The following is a 13,810-nucleotide window of genomic DNA, read 5'->3' as shown; positions in this document are numbered from 1 at the left end:
ATTGCATATGAAAACAGTGGTTAAATTGTAAAAGAGTAGCTTGCAGGCATGGATTTTTTTAAGAATCTACACACTAGCAAAAAAATTTTCAAACTATCAAATCAATCTAATGTTGCAACATCGTCCTCATACTACAGTTGTTTTAGCAATGAGTGCAGATGGCAAAATAGCAGATTTTAGGCGATCGCCTGCTCGGTTTGGCTCAAGGGTTGATAAAGCACACTTAGAAAAACAAATCGCTGCTGCTGATGCCGTTTTATTCGGTGCTGGTACTTTGGCTGCCTACGGAACAACACTAACCGTAACAAATTCAACTCTAGTGCAACATCGGGCGCAAGCAGGGAAGCCTCCGCAGCCAGTTTATATAGTGATTACACACTCTGCAAACCTCAATCCGGAAATTCACTTTTTTAAGCAACCAGTTAGACGCTGGCTACTCACGACAGCAGCGGGAACACTTTCATGGAAAGGACGCTTACAGACGCTACCCTCAACTCTGGGAACCGGAGCACTGGAGTGCCCTCCAGAATTTGAGCAGATTCTGGTTTTTGAAACACCAACACGAGAAATTGACATTCCCGCAGCTTTGAAGCATCTAGCCACTCTACATATAACACGCTTGGTGGTTTTGGGTGGAGGTAAATTAGTCGCTTCCTTGCTGGGATTAGATTTAATTGATGAATTATGGCTGACTGTCTGTCCACTGATTTTAGGTGGTAGTATCGCACCCACACCTGTCGAAGGGAAAGGATTTTTATCCGATTTAGCTCCGAAGTTGCAACTTCTTGAAGTTCATGCAGTTGAGCAAGAAGTGTTTTTGCACTATCGCCTGCAACGACCAGCAGATTAGATTACGCTAAGTAAAGTTATTGGGTATGGGGCATGGGGCATGGGAAATAGGGAATGAGTCTTTAATACTGGGCGACGAGAACTCCGTTAATGAGTCTTTAATACTCGGTAACGAGTCTTTGAACTCCACTTCTGTGCTCAAGAACTGCTCCCCCTGCTCAAGAACTGCTCCCCAATCCCTAGTCCCCACTCCCTAAAAAAACCACACGATGGTGGAACAACTTAAGCCTCGCTATTCTGTCGTTTGGACAAACAAAATCGCTGAAGTACCCCAAAATGCCTGGAATGCTTTGGCAATGCCACTCAAAACGCCGTTTTTAGAATGGGAGTGGCTGAATAATCTTGAAACTTCCCATAGTGCTACGGGCAAAACTGGTTGGTTACCAAATCACTTGACATTGTGGCGAGATAGAACGCTGATTGCTGCTGCGCCACTTTATCTCAAAGGACATAGTTCTGGTGAATTTATTTTTGATCACCAATGGGCAGAGTTAGCCGATCGCATCGGAGTCCGATATTACCCAAAATTGCTGGGAATGACACCATTTACCCCAGCTGAAGGCTATCGGTTTTTACTTGCCCCAGGAGAAGATGAGGATGAAATTACAGCGATGATGGTGCATGAAATTGACACTTTTTGCTCCAAAAATCGAATTTCTGGGTGTCATTTTCTCTACGTTGATCCCCAATGGCGTCCGATGCTGGAGCGGCATGGCTTTACAACTTGGCTGCACCACAGCTACATCTGGGAAAATGCTGGGTTTAAAACTTTTGATGATTACTTGAAGGTGTTTAACGCCAATCAGCGCCGCAATATCAAGCGGGAACGCAAAGCTGTGGAAAATGCAGGTTTAAGATTGCAACCGCTGAGTGGCGATCAAATTCCTCAGTCTTTGTTTCCTTTGATGCACCAATTCTATGCTGACACCTGTGATAAGTTTGGCTGGTGGGGTAGTAAGTATCTCACACAGAGGTTTTTTGAGCAGCTACACAGTGATTATCGCCATCGAGTCTTGTTTGTTGCCGCATATAGCGAAGAAGATAACTCTCATCCTTTAGGAATGTCCTTTTGTTTATTTAAAGGTGACAAACTCTATGGACGCTATTGGGGGAGTTTCCAAGAAATAGATTGCTTACATTTTGATGCTTGTTATTATGCGCCGATTGAGTGGGCGATCGCTAACGGCATCCAAATTTTTGACCCTGGTGCGGGTGGGCGTCATAAAAAACGGCGCGGTTTCCCCGCTATGCCTAATCACAGTCTGCACCGCTTTTACAATAATCGTTTAGGACAAATTATACGTCCCTATATTAAGGAAGTAAATCAACTTGAGCAGCAGCAGATTGAGGCGATTAATGCAGAGTTGCCATTTAGTGAGAAAAATGGTTGAGAAAAAGGAACTATTTTCGTAGCAGAGTTTGCCGAATAATTGAGCTTTACTCGGCAAACAGATGCTTACTTTCCTTCTTTTCAAAATCGTAAAATTAAACTGTTGGCGAGCAATACGGTATTTCTCCTATCATTCGTCAAAATTCACCCTCTTGAATACCTCGCCGAATAGTATCTGTCAGTTGCAGCATTACCTCTGCCCATTGTGATTATCCTCTGGAATTGTAAATAGCCGCAGCCTTCTCGGCATCTTCAATCCCCTTTCGTGGTTGTCCCTCTAAAGCTAGAGTATTACCTCAAAAAAGTAAACAAGAGCATAGTTAGGATCAAGCTCAATTACTCGCGTGTAGTCAGCAATTGCCTTTTGAGACTAGCCTTCTATATCAAAGCGCCCCTTTTGAAAAAATTCTTTAGCACTCGCCATAGCTCCTTTTAAGTAAAAGGAATCAAAAATATCTGAAAGATATCAAGAAGACTAAGGAAGATAGGAATTACACTTGATATAGAGCGTAAAGCCCTGAAGAAAGAAATTTCCTTTTTAAAATGCTTATGGATTTGATGGTTGAAAATTTAGCGGCAATTGATGATAAACTTTCCCAGCGTCATATTGACCTTGATCCTGGTGGATATTTGATTATTTACTTGGATCGAGACGCAGGGTTAATTTATGCCAAGCATTTTACAAATGTGATTGATGAGCGTGGTTTAGCTGTCGATCCAGAAACGGGAAAGGTAATTCCGGCGCGAGAAAAGGTAGAACGAACTTCCACGACGGTTTTTAGTGGGAGGACGGCGAAAGAACTTTGCGTGAAGATTTTTGAAGAAACTCAGCCTTCTCCTGTAACTCAATTAAATCATGCAGCTTATTTGGGTCGAGAATTTGTTCGGGCTGAGATGGCTTTAGTCACAGAGCAAGAGTATGTTCAAGATTAAGTTAAAAGTGAGAAGTTAGAAGTTAAGAGTTAGAAATTCATAACTCCTCACTCCTCACTCTCCCATTACCCATCAGATGATGGCTGATTTATCTGATAGATGTAGTAAGTCGCCATTGGGATAACGGTGGCGGCAATTAACAATCCTACTACCCAAGCAGTTGCGTTACCTTGGTCGGTTTCTTCTGCTTTCTTGAAGGTGCCTTCTACCTGTACATTGTCAGTGACTTGGGGTGGCCCTGGATCAGCTTTGCCGGAGAGGACGGCGACAAGGCGATCGCTTGCATCTAGAAACGCCTGATTGTATTTGTTACCATTACGTAACGGCACACTTACTGTTTCAGTGGCTACACTCTCGGCAATAGAGTCTGTGAGCAAAGGCTTAACTTGATCCCCAGTAATAATGGCAGTACCATTGGTAACCGTATCAATCAGCAATAAGGTTTGATTAGCTTGCGCTAATTTTGTAGGAAACCATTTTTCAAACAGCTCTTTAGTAAAGCTTTCCGGTGTTTCACCGTAGTCGAGGCGGCGAACAGTAACAATTCTGACTTCCTTATCTGTTTGCTTTGCCAAATCCTCGAAAGCACTGCTAATCTTACCTTCATTCAGACGGCTGATGACTTCACCTTGATCCAAAACCCAGGTGTTATTCCCTGCTGTGAGGTTGGGTATTTGATACACACCTGTGGCTAAAGCAGGTGCGGTAAACAGCGAAGCTGCTAAAATAACCGTCACCAAAGGTAGAATTAGCCGGATCAGGTGTTTTTGACTGCTAAATACTTGTTTGAGGAGCTGTTTCATCGTGTGAACCCTAAGACAGACTTGCACCAAAAATACTACAGAACCACTCTAAAAATCACCTCGTTCCCGATTTTCTTCAGTATGAAGTTTCTGCTACTGCTAGCAGATATATTGTACGGGATTTTTTGACTGCACAAATTTGTTCTGAGTGCGGCTGCAAGCATTAACCTGAAGCTAACATCCTTGCAAGTCACAAAAAATACCGCCCATTTTGGGAATTAACCCAAATGCTTAGGGCGGAATTTGCAAACCATCTAGAAATCATATCGTATGATCAATATTTTTGGCAGAATCAGCATATTTTTTTATATCTGCAAGTAGCTTTTCCTGCTGTATCTACATGATCGGTAATGCCTGCTTTTTTGTGAATATTTTAGCTAAATCTATATCAATATAATATATACATGACCATAATTTTAACTAACGACGACGGCATTGACGCCCCCGGTATTCAAGCTCTGCTCAAAGCTGTAAACGGCAAAAATGCTATTATCGCTGCTCCTGTTGATCATCACTCTGGCTGTGGACATCAAGTTACTACGACTCGTGCCATCAATCTCCAGCGACGTTCTGAGACTGAGTATGCGATCGCAGGTACTCCCGCTGATTGTGTGAGAATTGCTTTAACACAAATTCCCACAGATGTCAAATTTGTACTTTCAGGTATTAATGCTGGGGGCAACTTGGGAGTCGATGCCTATATTTCTGGCACAGTGGCTGCCGCGCGGGAAGCCGCAATGCATGGTATTCCCGGAATTGCCATTTCCCACTATCGCAAAGCCAAGCAAAATTTTGATTGGGATCTGGCCGCCAAATTCACAGCTAAAGTTTTAGCGGACTTACTCAAACGTCCCCTAGAACCGGGAAGCTTCTGGAATGTGAATTTGCCGCATTTGCAACCAGGAGAATCAGATCCTAATATGGTGTTTTGCCAACCCTGTACCAAACCTTTGCCCGTCAACTATCGTATTGACGGCGATAATTTTTATTATGTAGGAGAATATGGCAAACGCGATCGCACTCCTGGTAGCGATGTGGATGTGTGTTTTTCCGGCAATATCGCCGTAACTCAGTTAAGAGTTTAACATTCAGTTAACAGTTACTAGTTAACTGTTACCAATTTTTAGGCTATTACAAATTAAGAATTACTAATTATTTTAGTCATCTAATGCTTAAATTAAGGACATGAACACTAATTTTAAAAAAGGAGAAAGATATGCAGTTTATTAAAATTGTTCTTATCGCTCTGGTGTTGATGGTTAACCTGGTAATTGCTCAACCCTCTTGGGCAGGCAAGGATTTTACTAAGGGGGCTGACTATGCTGAGGTGACTCAGGCGCTCAATCAACTTTTAACCGTAAAGGATACACCTGAGCAAGCTGGTTATACACCTGAACAATTCCAGCAGCGACTGGCACAATTACAGTTTCAGAAAAATGTTATAGAAACAGCTAGGAAGCGGGCGCAGTGCCGCAATGAAACTGGAAAGACGTTGGCTGTCTATGCCAATAAACCAAAAAAATCTCCAACCCAACTCTACTTCTTGGGCGCAGGAAAAATCACAGATGATGATTGGGATTGCGATGGTATTTACTTACCCGCAGGTTCTCAAGTGGTTTTAGGCCGGAACACTCAACCACAAGAACTGACTCAACCAATCGCCGTCAAGTTTGTTGATGGTACACAGTCTATTGCTAGAACCAATCCAGCCACTGGTGTAATTGAATTTAATGTTGAACCTGCCAAAGTATTCAAAGCGGGTGAGAGCAGCTGGTTGCTCCCCACTTTATCCCAAGCAGATATCGATACGCATATTCCTACCCCACAACTCATTGACTAATCTCATCTAGATAATTCAATTTTTATGCAGGAAGTGCATAACAATTGAACTAAAGCAATAGGATATCTAAAGGAAAATCTTCAACCATTGAACAATCAACTTTTAATTAAGGAAAAATTACAAGCCAAGCTTGAGAAGATTCAAACTAACAGCGATGGCTCTCCCGTTACTGATTTGAACCTAGACAAAACCTTAGCTGAAGAAATTGAACAATTGACAACGGAACTGGAGAGCGTCAATCCCAATCTCTATCCTCTTCTCAACGCTACTTCTTTGCTGGAGGGAGCTTGGCAACTGCAATACTCCACTGCTAGAGAAATCCGTTCTCTAGTTTCTCTGCCATTGGGATTAAAGCTGGGTAAAGTTTATCAAGTGATTGATGTTGCAAATAAATTGTTTTTCAATCTAGCTAAAGTTAAACATTCTCTGGGACTAGTATCGGGATATGTCAAAGTCACAGCTAGCTTTGAGCCAGCCAAAGAAGATTTAGAGCCTCTACCGAACAAACGTATCAACGTTTATTTTGACAAACGCTACCTATCGATTCAGAAGCTTGTTGGCATTAATACTCCCCAACTAAATCCATTTAAGGTTGTCCCAGCTAATAATCCTACTAACAGAACTGCCACGCTCGATATTACTTACTTAGATGAAACCTTAAGAATTGGACGTGGAGGAGATGGAAGTTTATTCATTCTTAGAAAATCCAATGCTCTACCTGAATTCACCTCATAAATTTGAAATTTATCGCGCCATCGAATGAATATGGTTCTCTCAATAATGCATCTTTTCAGTAAGGTTAAACCGGGTTCTGGAATGGTAGAGCTTAAAACATTAAATTTAAAGGTACGTCATGGTATAGAAGGAGATATTAATGCCGATCCTATAAGTCCCAGGCAAGTTTTAATTGTTAGATATGAAGATATTTTAGACTTTTCAATTAAACCAGGAAAATTGAGAGAAAATATTGTGGTTCAAGGTATACACTTTAATAATTTTATGCCTGGATCTCTATTAACTTTTGAAAGTGGCGCGGCAATTCGTTTAACTTTTCACTGCGAACCGTGTAAGCGAATAGCCCACTTGGTAAAATCATTAAAAAGCATTCAAGGTAAAAGAGGAATTTTAGGCGTAGTTATTAAATCAGGTAAAATCGAGGTTGGTAGTAATTTTCAAGTTGAAGCTAACAAATTTCCAGCATTGTCTGAAAATCCCTATGAACGATTCCTAAATTTTATCATCAAAATTCCAAGTGGGAAAGTAGTTACATATAAACAGATAATCAAAGGCATGGGAGTAGATAATAGCTATCTTAGAGCTATTCCTACATACCTGAAAAAAACCTCTACGGCTGATTATCCGGTACATAGAATATTAAACTCTAAAGGTTATTTGATTACCTATGTTAACCAACAAAAAAGCAAGTTGGAAACTGAAGGAGTTAAGGTTTTATCTGAGGCAGACTTATTGAGCAATTTCAACAATTTTGTAAATATTAAAGATTATCTATGGCAAGATGACACCATATATCTAGAATAAATATTGCTAATGTATTTTTATTGTATTTGCAAGATTATCTGGCATTTTGTTAGCTAAAAGGCTTAGTTTCATCAAGATAATCCCTGATTTTTGATTTGTTTAGATGTAGCTTCCATAAAGTCTAGGAAAACTTTTATCAGCTTATGAATTCCCTCACTACCTCCTGCAATTAAACCTCCTGTCAGCAATGCATCTAAACAACGGAAAATAATTAATTGTATGGGATTATCTAAATCAATAACTACAAGTGGCTCAATTGAGCGAATACCTATTGCGCTCATTAAAAGACCGAATAAAAGGGATGTCCATAGAGCAATTGTTCGAGTATCAGATTTATAGGCTGCTCTTTGGCGCTCTTTTTCATTTATATGATCCATTTGTGGCTTGAAGATTTTTAATGAGTCTTGTTGATTTTGTGTAAAATTTTGGATGATTTGCTGTTCTAAACTCATTCCTTCAGGCGGTAGGCTACTGATTTGATTTGATTCCAAAGAAGGAAACTGTTTCTGTTGGACTTCCATATTTTTTATTTTCTCTAAAATTAGAGCCTTTTCTTGCTGAATACTAAGATCTAACTGCTCGACGAATGGGCCTCGCCAAGTAGTTATAAAAACTTCTAAAGAACGCTCTAATAACAAAGAAATAAATAACTGTATGGTGAGTAGTTGGATAATATCATTAAGCCCAAATGGTTTTAAAACAAATGGTTTAGATGCTAACCAAGTTGACAAAGTTACTACTAGAAAACTAATAATAATTAACAAAACAAATAGAGGAGATTCTGGAGAAAGCTTTTGCAACGTATCTATACTCCTGTTTCGCGCCACAATATTTAACACAGCCTGAAGGTGAGAACTACACCTGCTGAGTAACTTAACAACGTTAATTTGATAGAACAGTAAATAATTTATTACCCGACCCTTTTTTTCAGGAGTGTGATACACTATGCCACTGTGAAAGCGATCGCACCTTGCTGATAGCAGGTAATCTGATGGTTCTTAACACCAGAGGCTAACTAGCTAAAAGTATTGCTATACAGGCATTCCAGAAGTAAGCACTAAGTTTCAAATACACTATTGTGTATGGGGCGATCGCACTTCCTCCCCGCTTTCTTCTAAAATAAATATGAAAAGATGTGTTGGAGAAAAGGGGCAACCCTAGAGCAAGCAGCAACCGTAGCATCAACTAAAAACCCCTCCAAGATTGAAGGGGTTAAAGTAATTTTTGGTAATAGGATGGTCATTAGGGGGAAACAGCAGATTTTTCTTTTTTGTGACGTATTTTCTTGTCAAAGCAACGAGATCATAGTACAGCATTTCATAAATCCGTTATAAACCTCTGTAACCCTGTACTTAGTAAGATAAATCATTAGTGTTGCTGAATGATATCAGCTGCGACTCGACAGCGTTTAGGTAATCTTTATCATTCAAAGCTTGTACTGGTAACTTTTTAGCGTTGACAACAGCCTTAACCACATCTAGTGCAGTCAGGCTTCCTGTTTGGTATTGAGATACCAAAGCACTACCACTAGGAATACCCTGTGCTTTCAGATTACCTTGATAAGCTAAAAATGCAGCATCAAAGGGTTTGAGGTAGCTAACGTTTGTAGAATGAGTAAATAAATTATTAGAATTGATAGCTATAGGTTCACCACTATTGTTAGTAGCTGTTTGAGCGCCACCGATTACAGGTAATAAAGCAATAGAAGCAACAATGACTACAGAATCGATCAACGTAGAGAATTTCATTGGGTTATCCTTAGTTAGAGTAAAGGGCAATTAGTGTTGTTGAGTAATAGAGTCTTATTTTTTATCAGTCTCAACTTCCTGCACTCAGGTCACCTGAACGGTTGATTTGTTCCTCACCTATTCGGGTGATTTAGTTAGCGCAAAAACTGATCATCAATGTGTGCCAAATTGAGCGAGGGAAAAAGTTTCATCGCTGATGCTGTGTTGGTTAATAAATCGTAAGTAAAGTTCAGGACAAACTTGAACAGATATATATTTAACTGAGATCATCTAAAAATTTATGCAGCGCTGTTACTCAGTTGTACGCGTAGCCCAACCCAGCGAAAAGTCGAGCAAGTGCATTCCTGTGCCTTGCGTCGGAATCTTCTGGCGTCCGAGTGGCGGTTCTTGCTGTTGGCGCAGCCCCCTGTAGGCATCTGTTAGCGCAGGGTGGTTTCATACAAGCAGAGAAAAACTAAAACTGGGTTTCAAAGCCTCTCCCTCCGTGGGGGAGAGGTTTGGAGAGAGGGAAAAAGCCTGGACACAAAACGAGAAATCAAGACTTATGTATTTTTCTTTTTCCCCAGGCGAGACTCCGAAAGCTCCGGTTAGCGACCGTGCGTAGCGTTACTTTTCAAGACAGGTATCGCATTTCTGCACTATCCCCTTCAACAGCAGATTTATTGGTTAACTATGATTGAATCTAATTTGCCTATTCGAGTTTACCGAACAGATAAATTAGAGGAAACCAGAATTTTTTTATGTCTAATTTTGGACGGTAATCATCAATCATTTGGTGCTAATAACCGAATTTCAAGCAGTTTTAACTATATATAAGATAAGTATGTAAGCACAAAGTGAAGTGCAAAACTGATTAAACAAAAGCTAATTGATACGAGGAAGAGTTCTGACACTAGTTCGTTGGAATTCTTGGAAATAAATTGACACTCTCCAACGTCAAATCAATAGTTTATTTGAAGACACCAGAGTACCATCTGTATTGTTAGATAGAGGTTTGAGCAAATTTCCTGCTGCTGAAATGCGAGAAACTGAAAATGCTATTCATCTGAAGCTATAACTGCCAGGGCTAGAAGCGAAAGACCTGGATGTGCAAGTCACAGAAAAGGCTGTTTACGTTAGTGGGGAGCGGAAGTCTGAAACTAAAACTGAGGAAAAAGGTGTTACTAGAAGTGAGTTTAATTACGGTAAATTTCAACGCGTAATTCCTCTATCTGCTCGGATTCAAAATACTAACGTGACGGCAGATCATAAAGATGGTATCTTGAATTTGACACTGCCTAAAACTGAGCAAGAAAAGAACAAAGTTGTCAAGGTGAATTTGGAACAACCTACTACCTAATGGGTTGTGATCAAACAACTCTACCCCCTTTGATTGATTGAGATAGCTAAAAGCCCGGTTATGTGAGTGACCGGGCTTTTGTGATCTTTCACAAATGATTTAGGATTGCGATAATTTGGTAACTAATAAATAATCCTAAGTGCTATTGTTCTAGCTCATGGTTTGTGTCCCACAGCCAGCACCACAGAAGCGGGAATTTCCAAACCATCGTCCGTGACATACTTTTTTGCTCCTTCGATAATAGCGTTCTCGATATTGCGCCGTTGCTCCTCGGTTTGCATTGCAAGGATTGATCCAAGGCGGGCCGTACTTACAACAATCCTTGGCATCACATCCTGGGGTGTGGAGAAAGTCCACTTCATGGGTAGTTCGGTAATAGAGACTGAAGTGAATCCCCCGGAACTCAAGACCCTTTTGCATTCGGCTGTTTCACCAAAGCGGAATAGGGGCGGCCCTGGAGGTAAATCTATCTCCATGTTGCCGTAAGTTTGCACCGAACCCAGGATCAAGTTCATGAAAGGATTACGCTCTGGTGGTGTCCAGCAGGTGAAGGCATAGCGCCCTCCTGGCTTGAGGACTCGAAAAGACGAGGCGATCGCTCGTTCCGGGTTAGGGAAATGAAGGATGCCCAAGCTACAGACGACCACATCAAAACGGCTCGACTCGAAGGGAAGAATTTTCGGCGTCCCCGATCTGGAATTCGGCTTCAGGACATCGCAAACGGGCAATGGTCACCATATTGTCTGCATAGTCTAATCCAGTGACTATAGCTTGCCGACTCACTGCGGCCGCACTGAGCCATCCAGTTCCGCAAGCAACATCCAGCAATTGCTTCCCATACCCCGCTTCGACGGCATCTAATATGGCTTGATCAACTTGAGACGTTACTTGAGCGATCGCTTGATCATATCCTTGGGCTACCAGGGAGAATTTCTCGCGCTCAAACTGCTTGAATGCCTCGTGAGCAATGGGAGGCTGACCCGTCATTTGTTACCTCCTTCCCTCTTTTCGGGACATAGAGATGAATTTGTACCCTCGTATGCAATGTGTAGTGTATCACTTTGTTAACGCCCTATATGAGCTAAGCGATCGCTTTTTTAAGAATCGCACAATTAGCGATCACCTCTGGTACTTTGAGACTTACGGCTGTTGCTTTTTGTCTATAAAATCCAAGATAATTCGCTGATGCATTGCTCCTAAAGGTCGCACTTCGCCAGCATTTTGCGAATAATAGTTACCTTGGTGAATATCTTCTGCGCTCAATAACCCCATATCCCAACCTTCATTCAAAACCAGTTGATTTAATTCCACCAAGAGTGGTGCATGAAAGACATGACGCACAACTCTTTGGTTGGGATAACAGCCAAATTCAACAAAGGGTGGTAAATGGTAGCCGATTTCTTCTAAAATTTCTCGCTTTACTGCTACCTCTGGCGTTTCACCAGGTTCGATATGACCGCCAAATAGTCCCCAGTAACCAGGGTAGAGAATACCGGGGATGTTGTCCCGCAGTTGCATGAGAAACTTGTTTTTTTGGTAGAGAATTACGATCGCTACATGCAGCGGTTGATTGTTCATATATTCATTTTTAATTGCTGATTACTCTTCTTCTAGATAAACTTCCCCCAATTCTTTCCCAGCTAAAGGGATACTTCGGTAGCGAACTTTACCCTTAATCACCACTTGTGCTCCCTTGGCCAGATTCTTTTGATTGGTGACAACCCAAATTTTGCCAGTCGAGTCATTAATTTGATAAGCCCACTGCTTCATCAGAGGAGCTTGCTTTTCCACCTGACCTTGGATGTAAACTATAGCCTGATTGTCTTGTTTTGGTTTAATTTCTCGAATTGGGGTGACATTGGTGCCAATTTTTAAGTTAACCCCATTCAAGCCAGATGAAGGCAAACTATTACAACTAGAAAGTCCCACCACCAAGAAAAAAATTAACCCCAGACGGTAGGGAACAATGCTGTGCCAGTACAAGAACGAAAGGAACAAATTTCTCGCTTGTTCCATGAAAGCCACCGATTGAGCAAATTTTTGTGTCACTGTTTGCTTTGTCACCAGTTTCATTCGGTCAGTTCCCATCTATAATGTTTTCTTTGGTTGTAGAAACACGCTCTCAACTGAGCAAAAAATGTTTTGATTTCATCCTTAATTTTTATATTCTTCAGATAACGTCGCTGATCTGAGAAAATAAACATTATGGATTTACTGTGAGAAAAACGCTACGACATCAAACAGGAACACAATAATAGTTAAAAGTCAAGAGTCAGAAATCAATATTTTTACTCTGGATTTGGGACTATTGACTTTGCCTAGACCAAAAGCGGCTGAGTTTTGACAAAAGGCGAATATAGCTAAGAATTCTCATGGAAACAAAAACTGCCAAACTCCTTGATGGTAAAGCAATAGCAGCAAAAATTCAGCAAGAACTTTCTATTGCCATTACACAATTACAACCAAAAATTGGACGACCCCCTGGTTTAGCAGTGCTGATGGTTGGCGATAATCCAGCGTCAGCGGCTTATGTACGTAATAAAGAAAAAGCTTGCGCTAAAGTTGGTATCACCTCTTTTGGTAAGCATTTTCCTACCCAAACTACCCTTGGGGAATTAGAAGAGGTGATAGCTGCACTCAACCACGATGAACGGGTGGATGGCATTCTTGTGCAGCTGCCCTTACCTAACCACTTGGATGCTGTGGCTCTGCTACATCAAATTGATCCCGATAAAGATGCTGATGGACTGCACCCAGTTAATTTAGGGCGACTAGTACGGGGAGAAACAGGTTTACGCAGCTGTACACCCGCTGGTGTAATGCGATTGTTACAAGAATATGAGATTCCCTTGCAGGGAAAACAGGCAGTAGTAGTAGGACGTAGTATTTTGGTGGGTAAACCAATGGCGCTGATGCTACTAGAAGCTGATGCCACAGTCACGATCGCCCACTCGCGATCGCATGACCTGAAAACTATCACCCAAAATGCTGATGTTCTAATTGCAGCAGTCGGTCGTCCCGGACTGATCACTGCTGAGATGGTGAAACCGGGCGCTGTTGTGGTAGATGTGGGGATGAATCGCGTCACCGATGCTAGTGGCAACAGTCGCCTGATTGGCGATGTCGACTTTAAATCAACCGCTGGTGTAGCAGGATTTATTACCCCCGTTCCTGGTGGTGTTGGGCCTATGACTGTCGCCATATTGTTGCAAAATACATTTGCCAGCTACTCTAGGGCAGCAAGAGAAGGAAGAGAGTGAGGAGTGATCAGTGATGAGTTAAAAGTTAAAAATATTATTGGTAACTCCTAACTCTTCACTTTCTTAACTCTTCATTTTTTCAGTCCCACAGCACCTTAAAATTGTGAAG

The 13,810-nt window shown here is 41.4% G+C and carries 15 protein-coding genes and 1 pseudogene; 9 read left to right on the top strand and 7 right to left on the bottom strand.

Annotated features, from left to right (window positions below; all coding sequences use genetic code 11):
- Positions 1–109 precede the first annotated feature (109 nt).
- From V7L29_RS17670 to V7L29_RS17660, 3 genes are all read left to right on the top strand, one after another.
- Complete coding sequence (locus tag V7L29_RS17670) at positions 110–850, top strand: RibD family protein (protein WP_334736309.1); 741 nt, start codon at positions 110–112, stop codon at positions 848–850.
- Between the two features lie 208 nt (positions 851–1,058).
- Positions 1,059–2,240 (top strand): GNAT family N-acetyltransferase, encoded by a 1,182-nt coding sequence (locus tag V7L29_RS17665; RefSeq protein ID WP_334736308.1) that lies wholly within the window; start codon positions 1,059–1,061, stop codon positions 2,238–2,240.
- Between the two features lie 548 nt (positions 2,241–2,788).
- The gene (locus V7L29_RS17660) at positions 2,789–3,172 is read left to right on the top strand and encodes a DUF4346 domain-containing protein (RefSeq protein ID WP_334692904.1); all 384 of its coding nucleotides are present in this window, start codon (positions 2,789–2,791) and stop codon (positions 3,170–3,172) included.
- 65 nt (positions 3,173–3,237) lie between these two features.
- Here the strand turns inward: V7L29_RS17660 and psb32 are convergent, their stop codons facing one another.
- Positions 3,238–3,975 (bottom strand): photosystem II repair protein Psb32, encoded by a 738-nt coding sequence (gene psb32, locus V7L29_RS17655; RefSeq protein WP_334736307.1) that lies wholly within the window; start codon positions 3,973–3,975, stop codon positions 3,238–3,240.
- Between the two features lie 404 nt (positions 3,976–4,379).
- On the opposite strand from psb32, the gene surE reads away from it, so the two are divergent.
- The 4 genes from surE to V7L29_RS17635 all read left to right on the top strand — a co-directional run bounded on the left by surE (position 4,380) and on the right by V7L29_RS17635 (position 7,354).
- Positions 4,380–5,060: a 5'/3'-nucleotidase SurE gene (gene surE / locus V7L29_RS17650; RefSeq protein ID WP_334736306.1), complete on the top strand. Its 681-nt coding sequence runs from the start codon at positions 4,380–4,382 to the stop codon at positions 5,058–5,060.
- 131 nt (positions 5,061–5,191) lie between these two features.
- Positions 5,192–5,815, top strand: coding sequence for a hypothetical protein (locus V7L29_RS17645; RefSeq protein ID WP_334692888.1), 624 nt, complete (start codon positions 5,192–5,194; stop codon positions 5,813–5,815).
- A gap of 87 nt (positions 5,816–5,902) precedes the next feature.
- Positions 5,903–6,550 carry a PAP/fibrillin family protein gene (locus tag V7L29_RS17640; RefSeq protein ID WP_334736305.1) on the top strand — a complete coding sequence of 216 codons (648 nt, stop codon included), beginning with the start codon at positions 5,903–5,905 and terminating at the stop codon, positions 6,548–6,550.
- A 30-nt stretch (positions 6,551–6,580) separates the two neighbouring features.
- Positions 6,581–7,354 (top strand): MGMT family protein, encoded by a 774-nt coding sequence (locus V7L29_RS17635; RefSeq protein ID WP_334736304.1) that lies wholly within the window; start codon positions 6,581–6,583, stop codon positions 7,352–7,354.
- A gap of 71 nt (positions 7,355–7,425) precedes the next feature.
- On the opposite strand, the gene V7L29_RS17630 is transcribed toward V7L29_RS17635, so the two are convergent.
- Both V7L29_RS17630 and V7L29_RS17625 read right to left on the bottom strand, forming a co-directional pair.
- Positions 7,426–8,154: a hypothetical protein gene (locus V7L29_RS17630; RefSeq protein ID WP_334692891.1), complete on the bottom strand. Its 729-nt coding sequence runs from the start codon at positions 8,152–8,154 to the stop codon at positions 7,426–7,428.
- Between the two features lie 552 nt (positions 8,155–8,706).
- Positions 8,707–9,102, bottom strand: a complete 396-nt coding sequence (locus V7L29_RS17625; protein WP_334736303.1) for a hypothetical protein — start codon at positions 9,100–9,102, stop codon at positions 8,707–8,709.
- Between the two features lie 919 nt (positions 9,103–10,021).
- Here V7L29_RS17625 and V7L29_RS17620 point away from each other — a divergent pair.
- A pseudogene (locus V7L29_RS17620) lies at positions 10,022–10,441 on the top strand (Hsp20/alpha crystallin family protein).
- A gap of 155 nt (positions 10,442–10,596) precedes the next feature.
- On the opposite strand, the gene V7L29_RS17615 reads toward V7L29_RS17620, so the two are convergent.
- The 4 genes from V7L29_RS17615 to V7L29_RS17600 all read right to left on the bottom strand — a co-directional run bounded on the left by V7L29_RS17615 (position 10,597) and on the right by V7L29_RS17600 (position 12,529).
- The gene (locus V7L29_RS17615) at positions 10,597–11,088 is read right to left on the bottom strand and encodes a class I SAM-dependent methyltransferase (RefSeq protein WP_334736302.1); all 492 of its coding nucleotides are present in this window, start codon (positions 11,086–11,088) and stop codon (positions 10,597–10,599) included.
- Position 11,089: 1 nt separating this feature from the next.
- Entirely contained in the window at positions 11,090–11,428 is a 339-nt protein-coding gene (locus tag V7L29_RS17610; RefSeq protein ID WP_334736301.1) for a class I SAM-dependent methyltransferase, read from the bottom strand.
- 153 nt (positions 11,429–11,581) lie between these two features.
- Complete coding sequence (locus V7L29_RS17605) at positions 11,582–12,019, bottom strand: NUDIX hydrolase (RefSeq protein ID WP_334736300.1); 438 nt, start codon at positions 12,017–12,019, stop codon at positions 11,582–11,584.
- A gap of 21 nt (positions 12,020–12,040) precedes the next feature.
- Positions 12,041–12,529, bottom strand: coding sequence for a hypothetical protein (locus V7L29_RS17600; protein ID WP_334692896.1), 489 nt, complete (start codon positions 12,527–12,529; stop codon positions 12,041–12,043).
- A 284-nt stretch (positions 12,530–12,813) separates the two neighbouring features.
- Between V7L29_RS17600 and folD the strand changes: the two genes are divergently transcribed.
- Positions 12,814–13,701 (top strand): bifunctional methylenetetrahydrofolate dehydrogenase/methenyltetrahydrofolate cyclohydrolase FolD, encoded by an 888-nt coding sequence (gene folD / locus V7L29_RS17595; protein ID WP_334736299.1) that lies wholly within the window; start codon positions 12,814–12,816, stop codon positions 13,699–13,701.
- Positions 13,702–13,810 lie beyond the last annotated feature (109 nt).

Origin of the sequence: Nostoc sp., assembly GCF_036916575.1 — a bacterium.
Classification (GTDB): Bacteria; Cyanobacteriota; Cyanobacteriia; order Cyanobacteriales; family Nostocaceae; genus Nostoc.
This window is presented reverse-complemented; position numbering and strand designations above follow the sequence as displayed.